Genomic DNA, 25,896 nt, shown 5'->3' on the forward strand with positions numbered 1-25,896 from the left:
ATCCAATGGAACTGATTAGAGGCATTCACAATATCACCCCGCGACATCATGGTTGCGTGCTGACTATTGGCAATTTCGATGGTGTCCATAAAGGCCATCAACAAGTATTGCAGCAAGTGTCTGAGCAAGCGGACAGGCTATCATTGCCTTCTGTTGTGATGACCTTTGAACCTCAGCCGATGGAGCTGTTTGCCAAAGATAAGGCACCTGCACGGTTGACGCGATTACGCGATAAGTTCGTGCAATTGAGTAAGCTCGATATTGATCGCTTGCTCTGCGTCAATTTCAATCGTCATTTTGCAAGTTTAACCGCGGAAGAATTTATCCGTGACTTGTTGGTCGAGCGTTTGGGTGTTAAGTTTCTTGTCGTTGGTGATGATTTTTGCTTTGGCAAAGGCCGTACAGGTAACTTTGCAATGCTGCAGGAAGCAGGGGAAAAGTACGGTTTTGATGTCGTGAGTACCCAGAGCTTTTGTTTACAACAATTACGTGTCAGCAGTACGGCTATCCGTCAAGCGCTGGCGCGTGACGATTTGCATTCCGCGCAACAGATGCTGGGAAGAAACTACAGCATCAGCGGTCGTGTTTCTCACGGAAGAAAGCTGGGCAGAACGATAGGTTTTCCTACTGCGAATATTCCTTTGAAACGCTGTGTTTCTCCGGTTTCCGGAGTCTATGTTGTTCAAGCGCTTGGCTTAGGAAATAAGCCAGTTGGTGGTGTTGCTAATATTGGTCAAAGACCGACTGTCAATGGCGTTCGCCAGCAGTTAGAAGTACACTTATTCGACTTTCATGCCAATTTATATGGCAAGCAACTAGAAGTGGAACTTTTGCATAAACTTCGAGATGAGCAAAAGTTTGAGTCGTTTGAAGCACTTAAACAACAAATCGAATTGGATGCTGAAGCAGCAAGGGTGTGGCTGCGTCAGCTTAAGCGTTGAGCGGTTTATTCCACCGTTCAACATAATGTCTAATTTTCGCCCAATATAACGGAATTAAGAATCGATGAGTGAGTATAAAGATACCCTGAACTTACCTGAAACAGGGTTTCCAATGCGCGGCAATCTGGCCAATCGTGAGCCAGAAATGCTTAAGCGTTGGTACAAAGAAGATCTTTACGGTGAAATCCGTAAAGCTAAGAAAGGCAAAAAGTCATTCGTATTGCACGATGGCCCTCCTTACGCAAATGGTGACATTCATATTGGTCACGCACTAAACAAGATTCTTAAAGACATTATTATTAAATCCAAAACACTTTCAGGTTTTGACGCACCTTACATCCCAGGCTGGGACTGCCACGGTCTACCTATCGAATTGATGGTAGAGAAGAAAGTAGGCAAGCCAGGCCAAAAAGTGACGGCAGCTGAGTTCCGCGAGAAATGTCGCGAGTACGCTGCAGGTCAAGTTGAAGGTCAAAAAGAGAGCTTCAAGCGTCTTGGCATCATGGGTGAGTGGGACAAGCCATACCGCACTATGGACTTTGCAACTGAAGCGAACATCATCCGTGCACTTGGTAAGATCGCAAGCAAAGGTCACCTGCTAAAAGGTTTCAAACCTGTTCACTGGTGTACAGACTGTGGTTCTGCTCTTGCTGAAGCGGAAGTAGAATACAAAGATAAAGTATCGCCATCTATCGACGTTCGTTTTAAAGCGGCTGACGAAGCGGCACTGTTGTCTAAGTTTGAGCTGACTGAAGGCCATGAAGGTAAAGGCGATATCTCTATTGTCATCTGGACGACAACTCCTTGGACGCTTCCTGCGAACCGTGCTGTGTGTCTACGTGATGACCTTGAGTATGTACTTATCCAAGTTGAAGGCGAGCAACCTGAACGTATCATCGTTGCTGCTGAGCTGGCGAAAGACGTAATGGACCGTGCTGGTATCGAGCATTTCCATAACCTTGGTTTTGCGAAAGGTGCGGATCTAGAGCTTTCTCAGTTCCAACACCCATTCTACGATTTCACTGTACCGGCGATCCTGGGTGATCACGTTACGACTGATTCAGGTACTGGTGTTGTTCACACTGCACCTGGTCACGGTCAAGAAGACTTCGCGGTTGGTAACAAGTACAACCTAGAAGTAGCGAACCCAGTTGGTTCAAACGGTGTTTATCTACCAGATACTGAGCTATTTGCTGGTCAGCACGTATTTAAAGCGAACGATGCAGTAGTAGAAGTACTGAAAGAAAAAGGTGCACTACTACACCACCACGCTTACGAGCACAGCTACCCACACTGTTGGCGTCATAAGACTCCAATCATCTTCCGTGCTACACCTCAATGGTTCGTTTCTATGGACCAAGCTGGCCTACGTGCTAAAGCATTAGAGTCAATCAAGAACGTAGAGTGGATGCCTGAGTGGGGTCAAAGCCGCATCGAAGGTATGATCGAAGGTCGCCCTGAGTGGTGTATCTCTCGTCAACGTACTTGGGGTGTGCCAATTGCTCTGTTTGTTCATAAAGAAACAGCAGAACTTCATCCAAACACGCTAGAGCTGATCGAGAAAGTCGCTAAGCTGGTTGAAGAGAAAGGCATCCAAGCATGGTGGGATGTAGATGCCGCTGAACTACTAGGTGCTGACGCTGACCAATACGAAAAAGTACTCGATACGCTAGACGTATGGTTCGATTCAGGTGTCACTCACTTCTCCGTTGTTGATGCTCGTGAAGAGTACAACGGCAACAGTGCAGACCTATACCTAGAAGGTTCTGACCAACACCGTGGTTGGTTCCAGTCTTCTCTAATTTCATCTATCGCGATGAAAGACGAAGCGCCTTACAAACAAGTACTGACACACGGTTTCGTGGTTGATGGTCAGGGTCGTAAGATGTCTAAATCTATCGGTAACGTGGTTGCGCCAAAAGACGTAACTAACAAGCTAGGTGCTGACATTCTTCGTCTATGGGTTGCTTCAACAGACTACACCGGTGAAGTTGCGGTTTCGGATGAAATCCTAAAACGTAGCGCAGATGCTTACCGTCGTATCCGTAACACAGCGCGTTTCTTCCTTGCTAACCTAAGCGGCTTCAACCCTGAAACAGACATCGTTCCTGTTGAAGAGATGGTTGCGCTAGATCGCTGGGCAGTTGGTCGTGCGCTAGCAGCACAAGAAGAGATTGTTAAAGCATACGAAGAGTACAACACACACGGTGTGACTCAGCGTCTAATGCAATTCTGTTCGATCGAAATGGGCTCTTTCTACCTAGACGTGATTAAAGACCGTCAGTACACAGCAAAACGTGGCGGCAACGCTCAACGTAGCTGTCAGACTGCGCTTTACTACATTGTTGAAGCGCTAGTTCGTTGGATGGCGCCAATCATGTCGTTCACTGCAGATGAAATCTGGAACGAAATGCCAGGCGAGCGCGACAAGTTCGTATTCACTGGTGAGTGGTTCGACGGTCTATTCGGCCTTGCTGAAGGTGAAGAGCTGAACAATGAATTCTGGGCTGAGATCCAAGCGGTTCGTGGTGCAGTAAACAAACTTCTAGAAGATGCGCGTAAAGAGAAAACCATCGGTGGTGCACTACAAGCTGAAGTGACTCTATTTGCTGATGACGCTTTAGCGGCGAAGATCAACAAACTTGAAGATGAACTGCGCTTTGTTCTACTAACCTCTGCGGCGAAAGTTAAGCCTCTAGGTGAGAAGACTGATGCAGCACAAGCCACGGATATCGAAGGCTTGTTTGTTGAAGTAGCAGCAGCTGAAGGCGAGAAGTGTGATCGTTGTTGGCACCACACGCCAGACGTAGGCACAATTGAAGGTCACGAGAAAATCTGTGGTCGTTGTGTATCTAACGTAGAAGGCGAAGGTGAAGTACGTAAATTCGCGTAATTGCCTAGAACGACTGAACTTTTTTTAAAATTAACAGCCCCAGTATTTACTGGGGCTGTTTGTAGGTAAAGTAATGAGTGAAAAAGCACTGTCTTTAAAGCAATCTGGTATTCGCTGGTTATGGTTAGCGGTGGTTATCTTTTTAGCTGATATTGGCATTAAGTATGTTGTAATGAACAACATGGGATATGGCTGGGCAAACCGCATAGAAATTTTGCCATTCTTTAATCTTTTGTACGTGCATAACTATGGTGCTGCTTTTAGCTTTTTGAGTGATCAAGCGGGCTGGCAACGTTGGTTATTTACAGGTATTGCTTTTATCGTTACAGGTCTTTTGACTTACTGGATGAGCAAACTACCAGCGAAAGAGAAATGGAATAATATTGCTTATGCCATGATTATTGGTGGCGCAGTAGGCAACGTATTCGACCGAGTAATACATGGGTTTGTCGTGGATTATTTGGACTTTTTCTGGGGTAATTATCACTGGCCAGCGTTCAACCTTGCAGACATGGCGATCTGTATTGGTGCCGCGATGATTATTCTTGACGGCTTTCGAAAGAAAGACGAGGCGAAAGCCTAAGTAGTGGCAGTGTATATTGCGAAAAGTTGAATAACCCTAAGCGTCGCCCGTTGATTCGAGCGACGCTTTTTATTATGTTGGAGCGCCAATCAGCATATCAATGTATAAAAAGACCAAGCTGACAGCGTAATAACCCAAGAACAAGGAAGCAGTAACGTGACAACAATAATCAATGAATCTGTAGTAACCCTTCACTTTACGATTAAAATGAAAGACGGATCGGTTGCGGATAGTACTCATAACATGGGTAAACCAGCGAAATTTGTTATGGGTGATGGCAGCTTGAGTGAAAACTTTGAGCAGTGCTTGATAGGCCTCGAAACAGGCGCACAAAAAGCGATTGAGCTAAAAGCAGAAGACGCGTTTGGCATGCCAAATCCAGACCATGTACACCATATGGATCGCACTAAGTTTGTAGGTGATGCAGAAGTAGAAGTGGGTACAATCATGGCGTTCAGTGGTCCTGATGGTATGGAAATCCCGGGCATTATTACAGAGATTGCTGGCGATTCAGTCACTGTGGACTTCAACCATCCTCTAGCGGGACAAGACGTGACTTTCGAAGTTGAAATTTTGTCAGTAGAATAGCGAACCCAATAAAGATAATTTCCATGAGCAATGAAATGAAAATCCTATTAGCTAACCCACGCGGCTTTTGTGCTGGTGTAGACCGTGCGATTAGCATCGTAGAGCGTGCGCTAGAGATGTATCAGCCACCGATTTATGTTCGTCATGAGGTGGTGCATAACCGTTTTGTGGTTGAAGGGCTAAAGCAACGTGGCGCTGTCTTCGTTGAAGAGCTGCATGAAGTGCCAGACAACAACATTGTGATTTTTTCTGCTCATGGTGTATCGCAGGCGGTTCGTCAGGAAGCTAAGCAGCGAGATTTGACGGTATTTGACGCAACGTGTCCTTTGGTAACCAAAGTGCATATGGAAGTAGCGCGAGCAAGCCGCCGCAATATGGAAGTGGTTCTGATTGGTCACGCAGGTCACCCTGAAGTGGAAGGCACAATGGGGCAGTACGCGAGTGAAACGGGTGGTATGTACTTGGTTGAAACCCCTGCCGACGTTGAGAAACTGAAGTCGATTGTGAAAGATCCATCAGATCTTCATTACGTAAGCCAAACGACACTTTCTGTAGATGAAACTGCCGATGTTATCGAAGAGCTACGCCGCGTCTTCCCAGATATCCAAGGACCACGTAAAGACGATATCTGTTACGCGACACAAAACCGCCAAGATGCCGTACGTGAATTAGCGGGTGACGTAGATGTGATGGTTGTGGTGGGTTCTAGAAACTCATCAAACTCTACACGTCTTAAAGAGCTAGCTGAAAAGCTAGGGACACCTGGCTACTTAACCGACTGTCCGGAAGATATCAAACCTGAGTGGTTCGAAGGCAAAACAAAGGTCGGCGTGACTGCGGGGGCATCTGCTCCGGAAGAGCTCGTTAATCAGATTCTAGAGCGAATCAAAGAACTCGTCGGTGCCGAAGCGGTCGATGAAGTGCTTGGTCGTGAAGAGAATATGTTCTTTGAAGTACCCAAAGAACTGCAAATCAAGCAAGTGGATTAATCTCCATTTATCGAATATTCAAAAGGCGACCAGTGGGTCGCCTTTTTTACATCTCTCTCAGTTCATTTAGGTAATCACGAATTTGGTCTTTCCCTAAACCATCGATAATCATATCGGACATCTTCGTGATTCTTCGCTCAAGCGACTGAGCAACCCTTTCGCAATGTGCGTACACCTCTTCATCAGAACCTTCAGTCGGAAAGGCATCGACTTGCCAGTTTACTCGAACGCCCCCCGCAAGCCATTGAGGAGCTGCCTCTTGATGTAAAGAGTCACAGAGAATAATCACGATGTCAGGAAGAAACTGAGTTCGCTCTTCCCATGAGTGGGTGTGGATATGTGGAATGGGAAGTTGGTGGTCATCTAAATATTTTTGCACCACCGGGTGAACTTTGCCTGTGGGATGATAGCCACCGCTGGCGACACTAAACTCTGCTGGCAGGATATGGGTTGCGATCGACTCAGCGAGCACACTTCGTCCAGCATTGTGCTTACATATGAACAAAACTTTATACAACATCGCCTCGTCTTTTCGGAGCGTCTTATTTATACGCTAGCGGAAACTCAGCGGTGATGTGTGAATTTTTTGTGTTAGTGGCTAATGCCCAGCATCTCTTTGAGCACTTTAAGGTAGCGGCGGCTTACTGGTATCTCAAAGCCAGTTTTGGTGATGATTTCTGCTAATCCGTTTTCGAGTAATTTGATTTCGCTGATGGCCTTAATACTGACTAAGTATTGGCGATGACAGCGTACCAGTGGGGTTTTCTCTTCTAGCGTTTTTAATGTTAGTTGAGTGCTCGCGGCTTGGCTGGTGGAGCGTACATGCACGCCGCTGATGTCACTGTATGCACATTCTACCGTGTCGGTGGCCATGATAACGATACGGTTGTGCCCGATGCACGGAATCTGATCTAAAGTGTCGGGCGTAATAGCAGACAGCTGTTGAGTTAGGGCGGATTGACTAATGACTTTATTTAGCCGTTTGACCGTTTTGGTTAAACGGCATGGGTCGACAGGTTTGAGCAAGTAATCAAAGGCGTTGTCTTCAAATGCTTGAATTGCATACTGGTCGTAAGCCGTGACAAAAACCACATAAGGCATGGTTTCTGGATCAAGCATTCCAAGTAGTTCAATCCCAGTGACTTGAGGCATTTGGATATCGAGAAACACCACATCAGGTTTGAGCTCATTGATTTTTTTTAGACCAAGGATCGCGTTTGAGGCATTGCCCACCACTTCAACTTGGCCTGTTTCATCCAATAACTCTGTCAGCTCTTCACGAGCAAACTGTTCATCATCAATGACGAGTGCGGTTAACATCCAACATTACCTTTATTGCTTCAGAGTGCTTTTATGATTTTGAGGGAATGATAAAGCTCATTTTAGTAAATAGATGTGGCTCGCACGTAATTTTTAGCGATGCATCACGCCCAAATTGATTAGTGAGACGTTTGTCGACAATTTCTAAACCTAGCCCGGAGTGGTTTTCTTTTGGCGGTTCAAAACTGCCTGCATTGTCTTCGACGGTAATCAAATGACCTTGTGGGTGTGCTTCGCTGTATATATGAACTTTACCACCTTCAAGCATGTTTGAAATGCCGTGCTTAATGGCATTCTCAACCAAAGGCTGGAGTGTAAAGCTTGGCAATTTGATGTCCAGCAATTCAGGCTGAATATCGATTTCAACCTCTAAGCGGTCCGTAAAGCGGGCTTTCTCGATGCTCAAGTAAGAGTTCACATGTGCTAGCTCTTCTTTTAGCGTCACGGTATTAATGTTTTGCTTTAAATTGCTACGGAAAAAGTGCGATAAATTTTGGATCAACTCACGTGCTTTATCAGGATCACGACGAGTAATCGCACTAATGGTATTGAGTGCATTAAACAAAAAGTGTGGATTCACCTGAGCGTGAAGCAGTTTGATTTCTGCTTGAGCGAGTAAGGCTTGTTGTTGTTGGTAGTCGCCATACAAGATTTGGCTAGAGAGAAGCTGAGCTATCCCTTCCGCCATTGACATGTTGGCCGTGGAGAACAATTTACGCTTCGGTTCATACAGCTTAATGGTACCAATGACCTCTTTTCCCGCACGTAGTGGGATGATCAGCGCGGAGCCAAGTTTGCAGTCTTTTGCGATGGAACATTGGTATGGACGCTCTGCGCCATCAAGATAAATGATGTCGTTTTTCTCCATGGAATCCAATGTGCTTTGCGATGAAATCGGCGTGTTCGGTTTATGGTGATCATCGCCAATGCCCACAAACGCTAAGATTTTTTCTTGGTCGGTAATCGCGACAGCGCCCACTTTGGTTTCTTCGTAAATAATACGTGCGATTTTCTCTGCGTTTTCGGTGTTGAAGCCGTTGCTTAGAATTCCCACTGAGCGATCAGCAATGGTGAGTGCTCGACGCGAAAACGTCGCAGAAAACTTTTCAAAGATCGCTTTTCTGTCTTGCAGGATACTCATGAACAATGCCGCACCAAATGAGTTCGCGATGATCATCGGTGCTGCAATGGCAGACACCAGCTCATAGGCTTGATCAAAGGGTTTAGCGACGGCGAGCAGCAAAATCATTTGCACCACTTCTGCAACAAACGTGACGCTGAATACAACGCTTGGATTAAACAGCAATGCGCCTTTATTTCGCTTGATAAGGTAAACGTGGAGCAAGCCACCAATTACACCCTCGGCGGTGGTTGAAATTGCGCAGGCGAGGTCAGTAAAGCCACCAAGAGAGTATCGATGGATGCCACCAGTAAATCCGACGGCGAAACCTACAACAGGTCCACCAAACAGCCCGCCCATGACCGCGCCGATCGCACGAGTATTGGCAATAGCGTCGTTGATATGCAGACCGAAATAGGTGCCGAGAATACAAAAGCCAGAGAAGAGTACGTAACAAATTAGGCGGTGGCTTAAGCGCGAAGAAATACTCAGCAAAGGCAAGATGATTGGCGTTTTACTTAGCATGTAAGCCAAAACTAAGTACACACACATCTGTTGTAAAAGGGAAACGACCAGTTCCATAGTGAACCTAACCTAGAATCAATGTTGTTATTGTATACCTAAGTCACTTCAAGATGCTTGGCTCAGATAAATAAAGACACCTAAATACATGGCGCTGCGCTCCGAGTTCTGAATCTTAAAGTGACTTGGGTATAAAACAAAAAGAGCCTGCAATTGGCAGGCTCTTATCTTAGTCACTCGGATGTGACGAGTACTACGCTGTTTCTGATACGGCTTGTGGTTTCTCTTCGTCAGCCAGTTCAGTTTCACCTTTACCCTTAGAGGTTTTGATAACGTAACCAGTCACTGCTAGGGCAAACACAATACCGACGATAGTTGATAGTTGCATTGGCAGGCCAAAACCTAGCGAGCTGTTGTTTAAGATGAACGTGACACATACCGTGGTCATGAAGATAGCAGGGATAGTGGTAATCCAGTGCAGCTTGTTGTGACGTAGTAGGTAAGCGGACGCAGTCCAAAGCATCATTACTGCTGTTGTTTGGTTAGCAAAACCGAAGTAGCGCCAGATAATGCCGAAGTCTACTTGAGTTAAGATACCACCGATAACGAACAGTGGAAGTGCCATCAGTAGACGGTTACGTAGCGTCTTTTGTTCCATGTTGAAGTATTCAGCAAGGATCAGACGGCTTGAACGGAATGCTGTATCGCCAGACGTAATTGGTAGGATAACCACACCTAGGAACGCAAGGATACCACCGAACACACCAAGCAGACCAAATGATGCGCTGTATACCACGTTACCAGGACCACCGTTTTTCACAGCTTCTGATAGTGCGTCTAGAGAGCCGAAGAAAGACAGAGCGATAGCACACCAGATTAGCGCGATAACACCTTCACCAATCATTGCTCCGTAGAAGACGAAACGACCATTTTTCTCGTTTTCCATACAACGCGCCATCAGTGGAGACTGAGTCGCGTGGAAGCCAGAGATCGCGCCACATGCGATAGTGATGAACAGTGCTGGCCATAGTGGCATATCATTTGGGTTAAGGTTCGAGAACATGTCTGAAACTTGGAAGTCACCCATTACTGTGTGTTCGCTAGAAAACGCAACGGCTGTCATTAGACCAACAGACATAAAGATAAGTAGAGCGCCAAACAGTGGGTAGAAGCGGCCAATGATTTTATCGACAGGAACAATCGTCGCAATGATGTAGTAAGCGAAGATAGCGATAACCATAGTAGTCATGCTTACGCTCAAGCTTGTTTGATCATTGATGAGGTTAGTAATCATGCCTGCAGGAGCAGAAACGAACACTACGCCAACAAGAAGCAGTAGGACAATGGCAAAAATATTCATAAAGTGTTTTGCGCCATTACCTAGGTAGCGACCTGTGATAGTAGGTACAGATGCGCCGCCGTTACGCACTGAAAGCATGCCTGAGAAGTAATCGTGTACTGCGCCAGCAAAAATACAACCGACAACAATCCAAAGCATTGCCGCTGGACCGTATAGTGCACCCATGATTGGGCCGAAAATTGGACCAACACCAGCGATGTTAAGTAGCTGAACTAGATAAACTTTCTTTGTTGACATTGGAACGAAGTCAACACCGTCCGATTTGGTGTGAGCAGGCGTTTGGCGTTTTTCATTGATGCCGAAAATCTTCTCGACGAAAGCGCCGTAGATGAAGTATCCGCCGATTAGGGCTGCGACACAGGTTAGAAACCACATCATAGCAATTGTCCTTGGTCTTAGTTGGGTAGGGTAATTTTTTAATCTCAGGATGCATGTTATGCGTCACTTGTGTTAAATGCATTCGGTTAGTAGATGAGTGGTCGAATAGAGCACTGAGTGGTCGATATACTGCTTGAGCGGTTTTTAAAAATGGCGAATGGTTGATTGCAGTAGTGAGCGGCTGATTCGAGGCGTCAGTGGTTTAATCTGCAAGCTAAGCGGCAAACGCCAATAATTAGTGGTAAGCTTATTTTTGAAAACAATTGCTTAAGGAAGAACCATGAAAAAGGCAACGTTAGGTTTGGCGCTGGCTTTACTTACAGGATGCGCTGCAACGACGGAAGATCTTGCCAAGTCAGGAGATTGGCATCAGATCGGATATCAAGATGGTGTAGCCGGACATACATCACGCACGATGAGCGAGCTGCGTGAGTTGGGTAGCGTTAAGCAAAGTGACTACGACCAAGGTTATTTAGAAGGTTTACGTGAGTACTGTAATCCTGCTTTTGCGTATCAAATGGGGTTATCTGGTCAGTATTACGAAGGGGTTTGTGAAGGTACTGAGCAAGCGCAAAAATTCCGCATGGAATGGCAACGTGGTTGGAATGAATACAGCAACTAGATCTGTTTCATAATCAAGACTGTGGTTTTGCTTGTTGATCTTCTGACATTTGAATTTTATTGCTTTGCTGTACTTATGGCTTGAGATTCAATCAGAAGTGAAATGAAAACATGAAGAAGTATTTTTTGGTCGCATTAGCATTGTTGCCCTTAACGGTCGGTGCGACCAACGTGTTGAAAGAGTCGATTAAGATGAAGCGTAAATACGATCACGATAAGCATCGTATTACCAATACCATCAACAATACCAAGCGTAATATTAAAGAAGTCACTGACGGTACTTATGTCGAGAACCAAGTGAAGCGAGAAGTAAACCAAACCACTCGCAAGTACACCAATAAAGTAGAGAACGTTAAGAACATAACGAATCCTGATCACATCAAACGTAAAGCAAATGACAAGCTTAACCAAGAGTTTGATGAATGGTTGTATGAAGACTAAATCTTGATATCTAAAACAAAAAAGGAGACCACGAGGTCTCCTTTTTGTTTGTCTTCTATCGATAGATTTGAGCTGGCGGACTCAAGATTTATTTCGGCTGGTGGTTTTCCACTGCTTTGCGTAAGAAGCCGTCTTGGTGGTGCAGGTGAGCACGAGCAGATTCAATATCAAGATCGGTCAGGATCATTAAGATCGCCAGCTTCACCTCATAATCCGTCTGCTTAAGTACTTCGGTTGCTTGTTCTTTGCTGCAATCGGTCGCTTGCATCACAATTCGTGCCGCGCGTGCAACGAGCTTGTTGTTGGTTGCTTTCACATCAACCATCAGGTTTTGGTAGCTCTTACCCAAACGGATCATGCTTGCGGTTGTTAGCATGTTTAGCACCAGTTTCTGCGCCGTCCCTGATTTTAAGCGAGTGGATCCCGTTAACGCTTCAGGTCCAACAACGGGGCTGATCGCAATATCGGCAATATCTGCAATCGGAGAGTCAGGGTTACAAGATAGTGCTACAGTGGTGGCACCAAGTTCGTTCGCATACTCTAAGCCACCAATCACGTACGGTGTCCGTCCACTTGCCGCAATACCAACGACGACATCGCGTTGTGTTAGCGCATTCTCTTTAAGATCTTGCTCGCCTAGTTCAGGATCGTCCTCTGCCCCTTCTTTCGCGCGGAACATTGCCTCTTTTCCACCCGCAATAATACCAACGACCATCTCTGGATCCGTGCCAAAAGTCGGCGGGCATTCTGAAGCGTCCAAGACACCGAGCCGACCACTGGTGCCTGCACCGATGTAAAACAACCGACCTCCGACCTTAAATGCTTCCGTGATCTTATCAACGGCTTGAGCGATCTCTGGTAGCACTTTCTCGACCGCAATTGGGACGAGTTTATCTTGTTGGTTTAAACGCTGCACAATATCGAATGAAGGAAGAAGATCGATATCCATTGTTTCAGGATTTCGACCTTCAGAGACGAGGTGAGAAAGAGCCGCAATAAGCGCGTCATTTGTCATAGTAATTTAAGCCTTCGTGATTAATTTTTTGAATAGAGTACACCCAGTGAAGCGAGACGACTTGCCCCCGTAACTTCCGGTAAGTTGCTAGGGAGGCCGTGAATATGGCGCTGCGCAAGCCAAGCAAACGCCATTGCTTCCATGTAGTCGCCATCAACGCCTTTTTCTGCCGTTGTCGCAACGCTCCATTGTGGCAATAACTTGGCCAGTCGCTGCATCAAAAGTGGGTTTCTTGCTCCACCGCCACAGACCAATAGTTGAGGCGTGATGCCATGAGAAAACTTGTCGACTTCGTTGGCAATGGTAATCGCAGAATATTCGCAGAGTGTACGCTGTACGTCTTTGGTTGGTAAATTGTAATGAGCCAGTTGCTGATGCAGCCAGTCAATATTGAACAGTTCTCGCCCGGTACTTTTAGGTGCTGGCATGGCGAGGTAAGCTTCTTTAAGTAATTGAGTCAACAAAGTAGCGTTTACCGTTCCTTTCAGTGCAAATTGTGCATCTTTGTCGAAGCTTTGCCCAGTGTGCAGTGCACACCACGCGTCCATCAACATGTTGCCCGGACCTGTGTCATAGCCAATGACTGGTTGCTCGGGATGCAGTACAGAGATGTTGGCAATGCCACCGATGTTCAGCACGACGGTGGTGGAATCTTGCATGGCAAAGATACTTTTATGAAAAGCGGGAACCAGCGGTGCACCTTGACCACCTAGCGCCGTATCTTTACGTCTAAAATCTGCAACCGTATCAATCCCTGTTTTCACTGCGATGATGTTGGCATCACCCAACTGAGTGGTAAAGGGTAACTCTCCAGTAGGTTGGTGGAATACCGTTTGACCGTGATTACCAATCGCACGAATTTGTTCCGCGACGTAGCCAGACTTATTGAGCAGTTGTAAAACGGCGTCAGCGAAGAGGTGGCCAAGTTGGTGATCCAATTCACCTATGGCTTTTAAATTTGTGGCTTGACCGGTACAAACAGATAACAGCATTTCTTTCAGTGCTGTGGGCATTGGGTAATCGTCGTGCGCAACCAGACGAACGTGCTCATCACTTATTTCAACCAGAGCGGTATCAACGCCGTCCATACTCGTTCCAGACATCACACCAATGTACAGTTCGTTAAATTTCATAGCCGATCTCGTCAATTCTTCATTCACTTATTGTAAAGCAAATCTGAAGCGAATAACCTCATCGAATACGAGATATTCAGCCGATTTTGAGGAGAAAACATGGGACCGTTATGGGTTGACGTCGCGGGTTATGAACTGACCGCTGAAGACAAAGAAATTCTGGAACATCCTACGGTTGGTGGCTTAATTCTGTTTGCTCGTAACTATCATGATAGTGAACAGCTTCAAGCACTTACTCAATCAATCCGCAAGGCAGCCAAGCGCCCGATTTTGATCGGTGTGGATCAAGAAGGGGGGCGAGTACAACGCTTCCGTGAAGGTTTCTCGTTGATCCCTGCAGCCGAAGAATACGCCAAACATCAAAATGGTGAAGAGTTAGCATGTATGGGCGGTTGGCTAATGGCAGCGGAGTTGATAGCACACGACATTGATTTAAGCTTTGCACCCGTGCTCGATAAAGGTCATCAATGTAAAGCGATCGGTAACCGAGCATTTGGCGAAGATGCCGATACCATTCTTCGATTTAGCACCGCTTACATGCAGGGTATGAAGAGCGTTGGAATGGCAACAACAGGCAAACACTTCCCGGGTCACGGTGGTGTGATTGCTGACTCACACTTAGAAACGCCATACGACGAGCGCAGCGACATTTTTGAACAAGACATGGCTATCTTTAAAGCGCAAATTGATGTCGGTATTTTAGATGCCATGATGCCTGCTCACGTGATTTTTCCGAACTACGACTCTCAGCCAGCGAGTGGTTCAGAATACTGGTTGAGACAAGTTTTGCGACAGCAACTCGGTTTTAAAGGCTTGGTTTTCTCCGATGATCTGACGATGGAAGGCGCTGCAATCATGGGTAGTCCTGCCGAGCGTGGGGCTCAAGCCTTGAAAGCCGGTTGCGATATGCTATTGATGTGTAATAAGCGTGAAGCACACATTGAGGTGTTGGATAACTTGCCAGTATCAACAGTGCCACTGGCGGATGCGTTACTGAAAAAACAGTCGTTTTCTCTAAGCGATCTCAAGTTATCTCAAGAGTGGAAAGCGGCGAGTGAAGCGATGAAACGCTTGACCAGCTAAACCTCTTGTAAACGATTCAAAACACCGATTAGAAGCCAAAGTTAATTATACTTTGGCTTTTTATTTGTCTGTAAATAATAATTTACACCAAATGTTTTTTATTGTGTACGCTTGTTTTTCTTTTTTAGCCTGTTATCTTGTCGTTAAAGCTTAGTTGTCTCACCAAGGATTTGGTTGGGTGTAAAAATAAATATACAGGTTAGAGTTATGCAGAAAAGTGAGTTGAGCAATATTAATATTAGCGAAGAGCAGGTTCTTATTACCCCAGAGGAGCTAAAAACCAAGCTTCCTTTGAGTGAAAAAGCGCGCCGCTTTATTCAAGAGTCTCGCCAAACTATCGCTAATATTATTCATAAAAAGGATCATCGCCTGCTGGTTGTATGTGGTCCATGTTCTATCCACGACGTGGAAGCGGCGAAGGATTACGCAAAACGTCTTAAAGCGCTCTCTGAACAACTAAGTGACCAACTGTATATTGTTATGCGTGTTTACTTTGAAAAACCACGCACCACGGTCGGCTGGAAAGGGCTGATTAACGATCCGCACCTCGATGGCAGCTTCGATATTGAACATGGTCTGCATGTTGGACGCGAACTGCTAGTGGAATTGGCAGAGATGGAAATCCCGCTCGCGACTGAAGCTCTGGACCCAATTAGCCCACAATACTTGGCGGATACTTTTAGTTGGGCTGCGATCGGCGCACGTACTACGGAATCACAAACTCACCGTGAAATGGCAAGTGGCCTGTCTATGCCAATTGGTTTTAAAAATGGCACGGATGGTAGTTTGGCAACCGCAATCAATGCGATGCAAGCTGCGTCTTCTAGCCACCGTTTTATGGGAATTAACCGTGAGGGACAAGTAGCACTGTTGACCACTCAGGGCAATGCCAATGGACACGTGATCTTACGTGGTGGCAAGCAAACTAACTACGACTCAGTGTCAGTTACTGAGTGTGAGCAAGAAATGGCGAAATCTGGCCTTGATGCATCACTAATGGTGGACTGTAGTCACGCCAACTCACGTAAAGATTACCGTCGCCAGCCATTAGTCGCGGAGGATGTGATCCACCAAATCCGTGAAGGTAATAAGTCCATTATCGGCCTTATGATTGAAAGCCATATCAATGAAGGAAATCAATCTTCTGACTTAGCTCTCGAAGAAATGAAATACGGTGTATCTATCACTGACGCATGTATCAATTGGGATTCAACTGAGGCACTATTACGTCATGCACATGAAGAGCTAGTGCCTTTCTTAGAAAATCGTCTAAAGGCTAATTAATACAGGATTTAAGGAACATCAATGGCAGTTGAACTTAACGCATTGCGCGATCAGATTGATGCAGTCGACAAGCAAATGTTGGAGCTATTGGCCCAGCGTTTGGCGCTCGTAGAGAAAGTTGGGGAAGTTAAAAGCGAACATGGTTTGCCTATTTATGCCCCTGATCGTGAAGCGGCGATGCTGGCTTCTCGCCGAGCAGAAGCTGAGAAAATGGGAATTCCTCCACAGCTTATTGAAGATATTCTGCGTCGTACCATGCGTGAGTCTTATGCCAGTGAAAAAGACTCCGGTTTTAAGTGTTTGAACCCTGAATTACGCTCAGTGGTCATTATTGGTGGTAATGGCCAGTTAGGCGGCCTTTTTGGACGTATGTTCAAGCTATCTGGTTATCAAGTCAAAGTGCTTGGTAGCAAAGACTGGGAGCGTGCGGATGACATCCTAAAAGATGCAGGCCTGGTGGTGGTTACTGTGCCGATTCACTTAACAGAAGGTGTGATTGAAAAGCTAGGTAATCTGCCACAAGACTGTATTCTGTGTGACCTGACTTCTATAAAATCTAAGCCACTGCAAGCAATGTTGAATGTGCACCAAGGACCGGTGGTTGGTTTACACCCAATGTTTGGTCCAGATGTGCCGAGCCTTGCCAAGCAGGTGATTGTGTACTGTGATGGGCGTGGAAATGATCAATACCAATGGTTGCTGCAACAGTTTGGTATTTGGGGCGCGAGCTTGTGTCAGATTGATGCGCAAGAGCACGATCATGGCATGACGTTAATCCAAGCGCTGCGTCACTTCACCTCATTTGCTTACGGCATGCATCTAAGCAAAGAGAACCCGAACATTGAGCAACTGTTAAAGTTGAGCTCACCAATCTACCGCCTGGAGTTGGCGATGGTAGGGCGTCTGTTTGGTCAGGATCCAAACCTCTACGGTGACATTATTCTCTCATCGCAAGAAAACATCGACATGATTAAGCGATTCCACCAACGCTTCGGTGAAGCACTTGCGATTTTGGATAGCAAAGATAAAGCCAAATTTGTCGAAAGCTTTGAGCAGGTGAGTGAGTGGTTTGGTGATTATTCACAACAATTTATGAATGAGAGCCAAAACTTACTCAAACAGGCGAATGATAATATTCATCGCGGTTAATAACTGGTTATCTATCCGTGTGGAGCCCGAAACGAAAAGAGCAGCTTACGCTGCTCTTTTTTGTGTCGAGAGATAAATCAGTTAGTCGCGGTATTGCTGGTATCTTCACTTGATACTGTATTGATACTGGTGTCGCGATAGGGGGAGTTGGTTAAATTGACTTGCAGACGCACGACATTATCAATCAATTGAACTAAAGGGCCCCATTTCACTTTTTTCTCTTTTTCAAATACATAATTGAAGTTTTCAGGTGTCCACTCCATCAAGTATTGAGGGTTGAGTGCTCGCCCGAGAAAGCGCACCTCGTAATGCAGGTGCGGGCCAGTGGAATTACCTGAACTACCACATTGAGCAATCACATCGCCTTTACTGACAAATTGGCCGCTTTTCACTTTAAAGCGTTGTAAGTGAGCAAAGGAGCTCATAAAGCCAAATGAGTGACGAATAGTGACATAGTTGCCATAGCCACGATTACTCGGGCGAACGGTTTCCACCACTCCGTCTGCAGGTGCGAGGATTTCTTCTCCTCGTTTACAGGTAAGATCGATACCAGTATGAACGTGTCGTTTACCTGAAATAGGATTAATGCGACTGCCATAGGAAGAAGAAATACGTTGGTATGTCACTGGGCTATCATTTGGAATCAAACGAAACATGGTTGCTCGAACCGCGGAATCGATAGCTGCTGCATCAATTCGCTCTTCTAACGCCATGTTGTTTTCATCGATCATCAGCTCTTCGTCAGCGAGACCTAGAACCGATTCGACGTCGAATACCCGTTTTCCTAATAGCTGAATTTGATTGTTTTTATCGGTCAATGACTGAGAAAGCGAGTGGTTGGTATCAAGCTGCTCTTCATAAAGAGCGGTGATTTCGGCCTTTTCACTTTCTAGTTTGGCGATGGTTTGTGTTAGTTCGTCTTTATTGTGTATCTGCTGTTGATTGAGATACCACGCGCCACCAACGACGGCGGGTAATGCCAATACCGAAGCAAATACTGCTAGGACCGAACTGCGGCCCAAATAGAACTGCTGATCGCCGTCTTTCGTCGGGATCTGCATGATGATTTTTTTAGACATAGTTATTGTTACTTAAATAGGCGTTCATTTATTTTTCTCCTAAATCAGAGAGATGTTCTAACTCTCGGTTCAGAAGGTCGTTATTGCCTACATTCAATTCTATAAATCGTTTTAGTTGGCTAATGCTCTCGATGTCTATCTTGATGATCTTTAACCTAATCTCACACTTAGAAATATCCACAATTTGCGCTTTTAACGTAATCACTTGTTCGGATTGATCAAATGAAAAAGTCACATGGGCTGGAAGGGCTGGATCCAAAGCCTCAGTCTCTTCCACTTTCATGAGTAAACCATGTAAGGAAAGATCTTGAATCCTAGCTTCAATTGCCAAGTCACGTTGTTCTACCTTCGCTGGCGCTTGATGGAGAATGCGTGAAAAGCGTCGTCTCTCTGCCATGTGCATTTTCTCGTCATGTCTTCAAACAGAATTGAATAGTATATCAATGTGAACAAAAAATGTTCGATTGCTGTTTGAAAAGTGTCGAGGTCGCTACAGAGTGACGTAAGTGCAATGTCATGTTCTTAACGAACGAGACGGGCTAATGAGCTCTTTTTTATAACAAAGAAAACAAAGGCCGCTATGATAGCGGCCTTTGTACAAATTACAATCAAACTTTGCGGGTTGCGATTACTTCGCAATACGCTTGTATTTGATGCGGTGTGGTTCTGCGGCTTCAGGGCCCAACGTTTTCTTCAACCAGTCCATGTACTCGGTGTAGTTACCTTCGTAGAAGTTAACTTGGCCTTCGTCACGGTAGTCAATGATGTGGGTCGCGATACGGTCAAGGAACCAACGGTCGTGCGAGATAACCATTGCACAACCAGGGAACTCTAGTAGTGCTTCTTCTAGAGCACGCAGTGTTTCCACGTCAAGGTCGTTGGTCGGTTCGTCGAGTAGTAACACGTTACCGCCCGCTTTAAGCAGTTTCGCAAGGTGGACACGGTTACGCTCACCACCTGATAGCTCACCAATGATTTTTTGTTGGTCGCTGCCTTTAAAGTTAAAGCGTGAACAGTATGCGCGAGCTGGGATTTCGAAGTTGTTGATCTTAATGATATCAGCGCCTTCAGAAATCTCTTGGAATACGGTTTTAGAATCGTCCATGCTGTCACGGAACTGATCGACCGATGCTAGTTTTACTGTATCACCCATTTCAATTGTGCCTGAATCTGGTTGTTCAGTACCACTTAACATCTTGAATAGGGTCGATTTACCTGCGCCGTTCGCACCGATGATACCAACAATCGCACCTTTAGGGATGCTGAATGATAGGTCATCAATTAGAACACGGCCGTCAAATGACTTCGTTAGGTTCTTCACTTCAATAACTTTATCACCTAGACGCTCACCTGGCGGGATAAACAGTTCATTGGTTTCGTTACGTTTTTGGTGATCAGAGCTTTGCAGTTCTTCAAAGCGTGCCATACGTGCTTTTGATTTCGCTTGACGACCTTTAGGGTTTTTACGTACCCACTCAAGTTCTTTCTCGATGGTTTTTTGACGAGCACTTTCTTGAGATGCTTCTTGTTGTAGACGAGCGTCTTTTTGCTCCAACCATGAGGTGTAGTTACCTTCCCATGGGATACCTTCACCACGGTCAAGCTCTAAGATCCAACCCGCGGCGTTATCCAGGAAGTAACGGTCGTGGGTGATAGCGACTACAGTACCTGTGTAATCCACTAAGAAGCGCTCTAGCCAAGCGACAGATTCTGCATCTAGGTGGTTGGTAGGCTCATCAAGCAGCAGCATGTCTGGCTTAGAAAGTAGCAGGCGACAAATAGCGACACGGCGGCGTTCACCACCTGATAGATGCGCAATTTTTTGGTCCCATTCAGGTAAACGAAGTGCGTTTGCTGCTCGCTCAAGTGCGTTTTCTAGGTTGTGACCATCTTTCGCTTGGATCAGAGCTTCAAGTTCGCCTTGCTCTTTTGCAAGTGCGTCGAAGTCTGCATCTGGTTCTGCGTAAGCCGCATAGACCGCATCCAAACGTTTCAGTGCGTCAGCAACGTCAGCAACCGCTTCTTCAACAACTTCACGCACGGTTTTTGATTCGTCTAATACTGGCTCCTGAGGTAGGTAGCCTACGTTTAGACCAGGTTGTGGACGTGCTTCACCGTCGATATCCGTGTCGATACCTGCCATGATACGTAGCAGTGTGGATTTACCTGCACCGTTCAGACCTAAAACACCGATTTTCGCACCAGGGAAGAAGCTCAGAGAGATGTCTTTAAGAATTTGACGCTTAGGTGGCACAATCTTGCTCACCCGCGACATGGTATATACGTATTCAGCCATTGCCGATCGTTCCTAAATTAACTGTCATTCAAACCCATCATTTTATACCAAGTGCTTTGTTTTTGTTACCGCATTGCAAGAATTTCCCTTTCGAGTGGATTTCTTATTTTGAGCTGACCGGAAACTTACACAGTTAGGGTATACACTTTTGTTATTCGTTATAAATGACGAAGTGCTTTCTGCACAAGTTAGGAACTCCTTGTCTCCATCGTCTTAAAAGTTTCACGAGTACAATTTTTAATACACTAAGTTGCTTTACATGGACATCTGCATTCTGTGTAAATAGATGCATGTGTGAAAATTGCCTTAACATCACATGAACGCTAACAAAACGAGGCTTTGGGGCAGTATATGTCTGGGGAAAATGACACAAATGAGATTCAACGTATCTGAATTGGCTAAAAACGTATGCTGCGCCGCCGCGCTGTGTGCGATGAGTTTGAGTGCTAATGCTGCGCTGAGCTTGGAAAAGCAGCGTGAAGTTTATGAGCAAGCTCAAGATTTATTAGATAAAAATGACATCGACGGATACCTTTCGATCCGTCCTAAAATTTCTGACTATCCACTGACGCCTTATGTGGACTACCGAACGTTTATTAGACAGTTACCGGAAAAATCGCCACAGCAGGTGAACGAATTTATTTCGGAGCACGAGTCGTTTCCTTTTTCTCGTCGTGTGCGCGCTCCATACCTCAACCATCTTTATAAGCAAAAAGATTGGAAAACCATTACTGAGTTTCAAAAAGTCATTCCAAGTGGCGAGCGTTACCAATGTATTTTCTACGTGGCTCAGTTAGAGCAAGGTAAGACAGTCGCCGCGTTTAAAGGGGCTGAGCATATGTGGTTGCGTGGCAGAAGTATTGCCGATGAGTGCGATCCATTATTCGCAGCATGGGACAAGGCAGGTGAACGTACTGATGAATTAATTCTCCAGCGTATGCTACTGGCGTTTGATGCTCGTAATGGCAGTTTGATGAGTTACTTACTTAAACTGCCTAAATCCTCGCAGGCAAGGCAACAAGCGAAAGAAATGAAGGCGTTGTTTGACAACCCTTCAAGCGTTGCGGAGTTCGCGAAGAAAAAACCGGCTAATGATTTTAATCGAGCGCAAAGCGAATATGCGCTGGAAAAGCTAGCTCGCATGAATACCAGTCAAGCGCAGAGTGCGTATGATGCCGTCATTAAAGGGCAGAAGTTTTCTCCAGAAAAGGCGCAAGCCCTGGCTGACTATATCGCATTTCGATTGACCCGTACTGAGTCTGAGTCACTAGCTAAGTGGCGCGATGATAAAACGAAAACCAGCCAGTACTTACCGCTCATTGAAACTCGCATTCGCTTAGCGATTCAGAACGCGGATTGGAAGGGCGTACAAGAGTGGATTGCCGTTCTCAATAAAGAAGAGCAAGCGTCGCTTCGCTGGCAATACTGGCTTGGACGAAGTGAAATTGCGTTAGGTGATGACATCGCAGGGAAACAGCGTTTAGCGACTTTGGTCGGGCAGCGAAACTTCTATAGTGTGGCAGCCGCCAATGCGATTGGACAATCAATCAAATACCCTACGCATACGGTTAAGTTTGATAAGCGAGTGGTTCAACCCTACCAAGACTCGTTAGTTCGTATTGAAGAGTTGATCGCGACGGATAAAATCGCAGCAGCGAAAAGTGAATGGGCACATTTATTGCGCCGCGTAGGGAAAGATGAAAAGGCGATGTTGGCGGCTTATGCGTCTTCTAAGCGTTGGCATAACCTAACGGTGACCGCGAGTATCCAAGCGCAGATGTGGGATAATATCGAACTGAGGTTCCCGATTGCGCATCGCTGGTGGTTTAACTTTTATGCAAAAAAACACAACATAGATCCCGTGACGATGATGTCCCTGGCTCGACAGGAAAGTGCGTTGGATGTCGAAGCCCGTTCTCCAGTTGGTGCTCGTGGTCTTATGCAGATCATGCCCGCTACAGCAAAGTACACGGCACGTAAATATAAGTTGAGTTATCAAGGTACGCAGGATCTCTACAATGTGGGAAAAAACATCGAAATTGGTAGCCATTATTTGCAAGGCTTATTAGAGGATTACGATAATAATCGTATTTTTGCTCTTGCTGCTTATAATGCAGGTCCTAACAGAGTAAAAACGTGGCGAGAGCGTACCCAAGGAAAAGTGGATGCTTATGCCTTTATTGAGGCAATTCCATTTAGAGAGACACGCGGTTATGTACAAAACATCCTGATGTTTGAAACATATTACCGTGATCTTTTGGGTATCGATGGCGCGTTCTTGAATCAACATGAGATCAATACCAAGTATTGAGTGAGGTAACTTGATGTCGCACGAACCCGAGTACAAAGACTGGCAACAGATTATTGAGCTAATTCGAACTAGTATGGACAGTGAGCAAGATGACATGCTGTTAACCATGCTGATGTCACGTGATGAGAGAGAATCATTAATATCACGCGTTAATATTATTAACGAGCTTCTTAAAGGAGAATTATCTCAACGTCAGATCAGCCAGATGCTTGGCGTGGGTATTGCCACTATTACTCGTGGTTCTAACGAGTTAAAGTCTAAATCTGATGAAGAGAAAGACAAACTCAAGGTTTTGTTAGAGCAAGTTGCGGTATCTAAGTAGTCAGTGATTCCAATTCGCCTTTAGGTATTGGTATCACAAGTGGTTAAGATAACGTGTTAAAAAGGGCGGAAATATCCGCCCTTTTTCGTACCTAGCGAATGGGGTGAGCGTTATAAATTTGAAGGGAAGTGCTCAGGGTTTGTGAATGGAATTAGAGCCAGAATCAAGGCTTGATGGTAAACCGAACTTCGAGTCAGCTGGTTTTGGGTGAGCAGGCTGATGGCACCACCTTTCTGTTTGATGTTCTCGGTACCAAACACCTCATCCATGACATCTCCCAGCTCATTCGCATGCTTGAGTTTGTCCAATACTTTAGGCGGCAGCATTAAGCTCGCAGAGCGAGATTCACCACGGTGAGTATTTGACTCAATCACCATCCACGCAAACGTCACGTTTGTTTCAATTCCCGCTTCAAGTCCGACATAGTAATCCGCGTTTGGCATCTCTACTTTTGTGTTTTTAACGCGGTTTAGTGCACCGCGATGAGTCTCTTCATCAGTCATAGGTTGATCTGCGACTTCACTAGGTACACTGACGCCGATGAAGTTGAACTCTTTGTGCGGAAATGCACTGTTAAATGCACTTTGAACGGCATTAATTTTAGCTGGGTTTAGCGATGCGATTACGACTTTTTGGGTTGCCATGATCTTTTTACTCACTGGTGTCTATTAACTCAATTTTACTTGGGTAGGCTTTACGTTCTCACTAGGGTAACAGCCTAATACTTTCAAGTGTTTAGTTATTTTTGTTAGCTCTTCTAGTGCCTGTTGCATTTCTGTCGAAGCAAGATGAGATTCCAAGTCTACGTAGAACATTTCTTCCCATGGGTTCCCCATAATTGGACGTGATTCTAGCTTGGTCATATTGATGCCGTAACGTTGCAGCACTAATAGTGTTTCAACCAATGAGCCAGCCTCTTGGGAGGTCGACATGATCAAGGTGGTTTTTGCTGGAATCTGAGTTGAAACCTCAACTGGTTTGCGAGCAACCACGATAAAACGAGTATGGTTCTCAGTTTGGTTTGCGATGTTGCCTTGAATTGCTTGCAAGCCGTATAGCTTACCGCTTGATGCATTACCAATTGCAGCAACATCATCACGATCCATCTCTTGAACTTTCTGCATTGCATCTGCCGTGCTGGCGCAAGACTCCAGTTTTACACCTTTCATACGGCTTAAAAACTCACTGCACTGTTGGTGTGGCTGAGGATGTGAATACAGCGTTTTAATGTTTTCCAGACGAATGTCTTTTTTCGCAACCAAGCAGTGCTCGATTGGTTGAGTTAGCTCTCCAACGATGTACAGCGTCGTGTGTTGTAGTAGGTCGTACACTTCATTAATAGAGCCTGAACTGGTGTTTTCGATAGGCAGAACACCATAATCAGCATGGCCCGATTCTACTGTTTGAGTCACTTCTTTGAAGTGTTCGCAGTTGAGCTCGATAAGTTCTGTATTTTTACGGCTGAAGTATTCGCGGCTTGCCAAGTGCGAGTAAGAGCCTTTGGCTCCTAAGAAAGCGACGCGAGCAAGTGGCTTACGACTTTGTTGCGGGTTAACGAGGTTTTGCAGGTAACTTTGCTGAAGAAGCACTGAGTCTTCAATGATGGTATGGAATAGTTTAGTGATGTACTGCGCGTCGAGTTCGTATTTATCTCGGCCATTAGAAATCAGCTTAACTAATAGTTGTTGTTCTCGAACGGCATCACGAACGGGTTTTGAGGTTTGTACTTTACTTTTGGCTACTTCAATGCTGAGTTTACGGCGCTCAGACAATAAGCTGAGAAGTTGGTCATCCAGCTCATTCAAGCGCAAACGAATTTCTTCGAGGGAAATAGGTTGGTCAGTCATCAATTCTTTCCTTATAAAAAAGCCTCCCGATTTGGGAGGCTTTCTGTTTGTTTTTGACTTTTCTTTCACAAACGAGTTCGCCCCTCCGACTATGGGAGGAAAAAGAAGTCAAAAATAAACAGTGAGGTTAAATGCATAAATAGTGCTTAATTTATGAGTGTTTAAACACAATAAGCAAGGCAGGGGAGAGCGTCAAGCAAAAAAATAGCGCCTTTCGGCGCTATTTCCTCAATCTGGTCAGTTTACTCTTCTTCTTCCACTAGCTCAGGCTTATTTGCACGTCGAGCTTCAGGTTTGTGGGTCAGCTTGTTCAATTGTCGTTCTAGTTTTTGCTCCACTTCGTTGATAGCTGCGTAAAGATCTTCGTGAGTTGCTGAGGCAATGAGCTGGCCTTTAGGAACTTTAATAACCGCTTCGAATTTCTTCTGTTTGTTTGGTTCCTCACTGAAAGTTGCTTGGCAACCAATTAGGTCTACTTGCCATTTCTCCAGTTTTTTAAACTTGCTCTCAATATGAGCTCGGATTGCAGAGGTGATTTCGATGTTTTTGCCAGTGATATTCATTGTCATAAGTGTTTTTCCTCTGTTGCATCCCTCATGGGTTGAGTTCAGATTACCGCTT

General features: G+C 45.5%; 24 protein-coding genes and 1 other annotated feature. Of the genes, 12 read left to right on the forward strand and 12 right to left on the reverse strand.

The genetic code is table 11. The features are described from left to right. The first annotated feature begins 5 nt into the window (after nt 1–5). From ribF to ispH, 5 genes are all read left to right on the forward strand, one after another. Entirely contained in the window at nt 6–941 is a 936-nt protein-coding gene (ribF, locus tag FKN08_RS14455) for a bifunctional riboflavin kinase/FAD synthetase (protein WP_006743103.1), read from the forward strand. A 64-nt stretch (nt 942–1,005) separates the two neighbouring features. Next, a complete protein-coding gene (gene ileS / locus FKN08_RS14460; protein WP_170892373.1) occupies nt 1,006–3,834 on the forward strand; it encodes an isoleucine--tRNA ligase in 2,829 nt (942 codons plus the stop codon). 73 nt (nt 3,835–3,907) lie between these two features. Continuing rightward, nucleotides 3,908–4,417, forward strand: a complete 510-nt coding sequence (gene lspA / locus FKN08_RS14465) for a signal peptidase II (protein WP_005397302.1) — start codon at nt 3,908–3,910, stop codon at nt 4,415–4,417. Between the two features lie 156 nt (nt 4,418–4,573). Next, on the forward strand, nt 4,574–5,005 hold the full coding sequence (gene fkpB, locus FKN08_RS14470) for an FKBP-type peptidyl-prolyl cis-trans isomerase (protein ID WP_170892374.1): 432 nt from the start codon (nt 4,574–4,576) through the stop codon (nt 5,003–5,005). 23 nt (nt 5,006–5,028) lie between these two features. Further along, nucleotides 5,029–5,994, forward strand: coding sequence for a 4-hydroxy-3-methylbut-2-enyl diphosphate reductase (gene ispH, locus FKN08_RS14475; RefSeq protein WP_167713382.1), 966 nt, complete (start codon nt 5,029–5,031; stop codon nt 5,992–5,994). A 46-nt stretch (nt 5,995–6,040) separates the two neighbouring features. Here ispH and FKN08_RS14480 read toward each other — a convergent pair whose 3' ends face one another. The 4 genes from FKN08_RS14480 to FKN08_RS14495 all read right to left on the reverse strand — a co-directional run bounded on the left by FKN08_RS14480 (nt 6,041) and on the right by FKN08_RS14495 (nt 10,694). Continuing rightward, nucleotides 6,041–6,514: a low molecular weight phosphatase family protein gene (locus FKN08_RS14480; protein ID WP_170892375.1), complete on the reverse strand. Its 474-nt coding sequence runs from the start codon at nt 6,512–6,514 to the stop codon at nt 6,041–6,043. Nucleotides 6,515–6,585: 71 nt separating this feature from the next. Continuing rightward, a complete protein-coding gene (gene btsR, locus FKN08_RS14485) occupies nt 6,586–7,314 on the reverse strand; it encodes a two-component system response regulator BtsR (protein WP_006743107.1) in 729 nt (242 codons plus the stop codon). Between the two features lie 31 nt (nt 7,315–7,345). Continuing rightward, nucleotides 7,346–9,016 (reverse strand): sensor histidine kinase, encoded by a 1,671-nt coding sequence (locus tag FKN08_RS14490; protein ID WP_145533497.1) that lies wholly within the window; start codon nt 9,014–9,016, stop codon nt 7,346–7,348. Nucleotides 9,017–9,209: 193 nt separating this feature from the next. Next, the gene (locus tag FKN08_RS14495; RefSeq protein ID WP_005381914.1) at nt 9,210–10,694 is read right to left on the reverse strand and encodes a carbon starvation protein A; all 1,485 of its coding nucleotides are present in this window, start codon (nt 10,692–10,694) and stop codon (nt 9,210–9,212) included. A gap of 280 nt (nt 10,695–10,974) precedes the next feature. On the opposite strand from FKN08_RS14495, the gene FKN08_RS14500 reads away from it, so the two are divergent. Continuing rightward, nucleotides 10,975–11,316: a DUF2799 domain-containing protein gene (locus FKN08_RS14500; protein WP_139060881.1), complete on the forward strand. Its 342-nt coding sequence runs from the start codon at nt 10,975–10,977 to the stop codon at nt 11,314–11,316. Between the two features lie 110 nt (nt 11,317–11,426). Further along, nucleotides 11,427–11,756, forward strand: a complete 330-nt coding sequence (locus FKN08_RS14505) for a hypothetical protein (RefSeq protein ID WP_005440588.1) — start codon at nt 11,427–11,429, stop codon at nt 11,754–11,756. An 88-nt stretch (nt 11,757–11,844) separates the two neighbouring features. Here the strand turns inward: FKN08_RS14505 and murQ are convergent, their stop codons facing one another. Both murQ and FKN08_RS14515 read right to left on the reverse strand, forming a co-directional pair. After that, entirely contained in the window at nt 11,845–12,771 is a 927-nt protein-coding gene (murQ, locus tag FKN08_RS14510) for an N-acetylmuramic acid 6-phosphate etherase (RefSeq protein ID WP_139060882.1), read from the reverse strand. Between the two features lie 20 nt (nt 12,772–12,791). Beyond that, nucleotides 12,792–13,904: an anhydro-N-acetylmuramic acid kinase gene (locus FKN08_RS14515; protein ID WP_170892376.1), complete on the reverse strand. Its 1,113-nt coding sequence runs from the start codon at nt 13,902–13,904 to the stop codon at nt 12,792–12,794. 99 nt (nt 13,905–14,003) lie between these two features. Between FKN08_RS14515 and nagZ the strand changes: the two genes are divergently transcribed. The 3 genes from nagZ to tyrA all read left to right on the forward strand — a co-directional run bounded on the left by nagZ (nt 14,004) and on the right by tyrA (nt 17,420). Next, nucleotides 14,004–14,987 (forward strand): beta-N-acetylhexosaminidase, encoded by a 984-nt coding sequence (nagZ, locus tag FKN08_RS14520; protein ID WP_170892377.1) that lies wholly within the window; start codon nt 14,004–14,006, stop codon nt 14,985–14,987. Between the two features lie 207 nt (nt 14,988–15,194). Next, nucleotides 15,195–16,271 carry a 3-deoxy-7-phosphoheptulonate synthase gene (locus tag FKN08_RS14525; RefSeq protein WP_005397501.1) on the forward strand — a complete coding sequence of 359 codons (1,077 nt, stop codon included), beginning with the start codon at nt 15,195–15,197 and terminating at the stop codon, nt 16,269–16,271. 21 nt (nt 16,272–16,292) lie between these two features. Continuing rightward, a complete protein-coding gene (gene tyrA / locus FKN08_RS14530; protein WP_065645177.1) occupies nt 16,293–17,420 on the forward strand; it encodes a bifunctional chorismate mutase/prephenate dehydrogenase in 1,128 nt (375 codons plus the stop codon). 77 nt (nt 17,421–17,497) lie between these two features. Here the strand turns inward: tyrA and FKN08_RS14535 are convergent, their stop codons facing one another. The 3 genes from FKN08_RS14535 to ettA all read right to left on the reverse strand — a co-directional run bounded on the left by FKN08_RS14535 (nt 17,498) and on the right by ettA (nt 20,795). After that, on the reverse strand, nt 17,498–18,499 hold the full coding sequence (locus tag FKN08_RS14535; RefSeq protein WP_005397491.1) for a M23 family metallopeptidase: 1,002 nt from the start codon (nt 18,497–18,499) through the stop codon (nt 17,498–17,500). Nucleotides 18,500–18,527: 28 nt separating this feature from the next. Continuing rightward, nucleotides 18,528–18,896: a PilZ domain-containing protein gene (locus tag FKN08_RS14540; protein ID WP_150916465.1), complete on the reverse strand. Its 369-nt coding sequence runs from the start codon at nt 18,894–18,896 to the stop codon at nt 18,528–18,530. Nucleotides 18,897–19,127: 231 nt separating this feature from the next. Continuing rightward, complete coding sequence (gene ettA, locus FKN08_RS14545; RefSeq protein WP_005381894.1) at nt 19,128–20,795, reverse strand: energy-dependent translational throttle protein EttA; 1,668 nt, start codon at nt 20,793–20,795, stop codon at nt 19,128–19,130. Between the two features lie 373 nt (nt 20,796–21,168). Between ettA and sltY the strand changes: the two genes are divergently transcribed. Both sltY and trpR read left to right on the forward strand, forming a co-directional pair. Next, the gene (sltY, locus tag FKN08_RS14550) at nt 21,169–23,106 is read left to right on the forward strand and encodes a murein transglycosylase (RefSeq protein ID WP_170892378.1); all 1,938 of its coding nucleotides are present in this window, start codon (nt 21,169–21,171) and stop codon (nt 23,104–23,106) included. Nucleotides 23,107–23,119: 13 nt separating this feature from the next. Then, the gene (gene trpR, locus FKN08_RS14555) at nt 23,120–23,428 is read left to right on the forward strand and encodes a trp operon repressor (protein WP_012842123.1); all 309 of its coding nucleotides are present in this window, start codon (nt 23,120–23,122) and stop codon (nt 23,426–23,428) included. A 110-nt stretch (nt 23,429–23,538) separates the two neighbouring features. Here the strand turns inward: trpR and yjjX are convergent, their stop codons facing one another. The 3 genes from yjjX to raiA form a co-directional block, all read right to left on the reverse strand. Beyond that, nucleotides 23,539–24,072, reverse strand: a complete 534-nt coding sequence (gene yjjX / locus FKN08_RS14560; protein ID WP_170892379.1) for an inosine/xanthosine triphosphatase — start codon at nt 24,070–24,072, stop codon at nt 23,539–23,541. Between the two features lie 24 nt (nt 24,073–24,096). Further along, on the reverse strand, nt 24,097–25,275 hold the full coding sequence (gene pheA / locus FKN08_RS14565; RefSeq protein WP_005397485.1) for a prephenate dehydratase: 1,179 nt from the start codon (nt 25,273–25,275) through the stop codon (nt 24,097–24,099). Nucleotides 25,276–25,287: 12 nt separating this feature from the next. Continuing rightward, nucleotides 25,288–25,409, reverse strand: a sequence feature (Phe leader region). A 108-nt stretch (nt 25,410–25,517) separates the two neighbouring features. Continuing rightward, the gene (raiA, locus tag FKN08_RS14570; RefSeq protein WP_005397484.1) at nt 25,518–25,844 is read right to left on the reverse strand and encodes a ribosome-associated translation inhibitor RaiA; all 327 of its coding nucleotides are present in this window, start codon (nt 25,842–25,844) and stop codon (nt 25,518–25,520) included. Nucleotides 25,845–25,896: the final 52 nt, after the last annotated feature.

Origin of the sequence: Vibrio sp. 1-2 (7-a) (assembly GCF_013048515.1) — a bacterium.
In the GTDB taxonomy this organism is placed as follows: Bacteria; Pseudomonadota; Gammaproteobacteria; order Enterobacterales; family Vibrionaceae; genus Vibrio; species Vibrio diabolicus.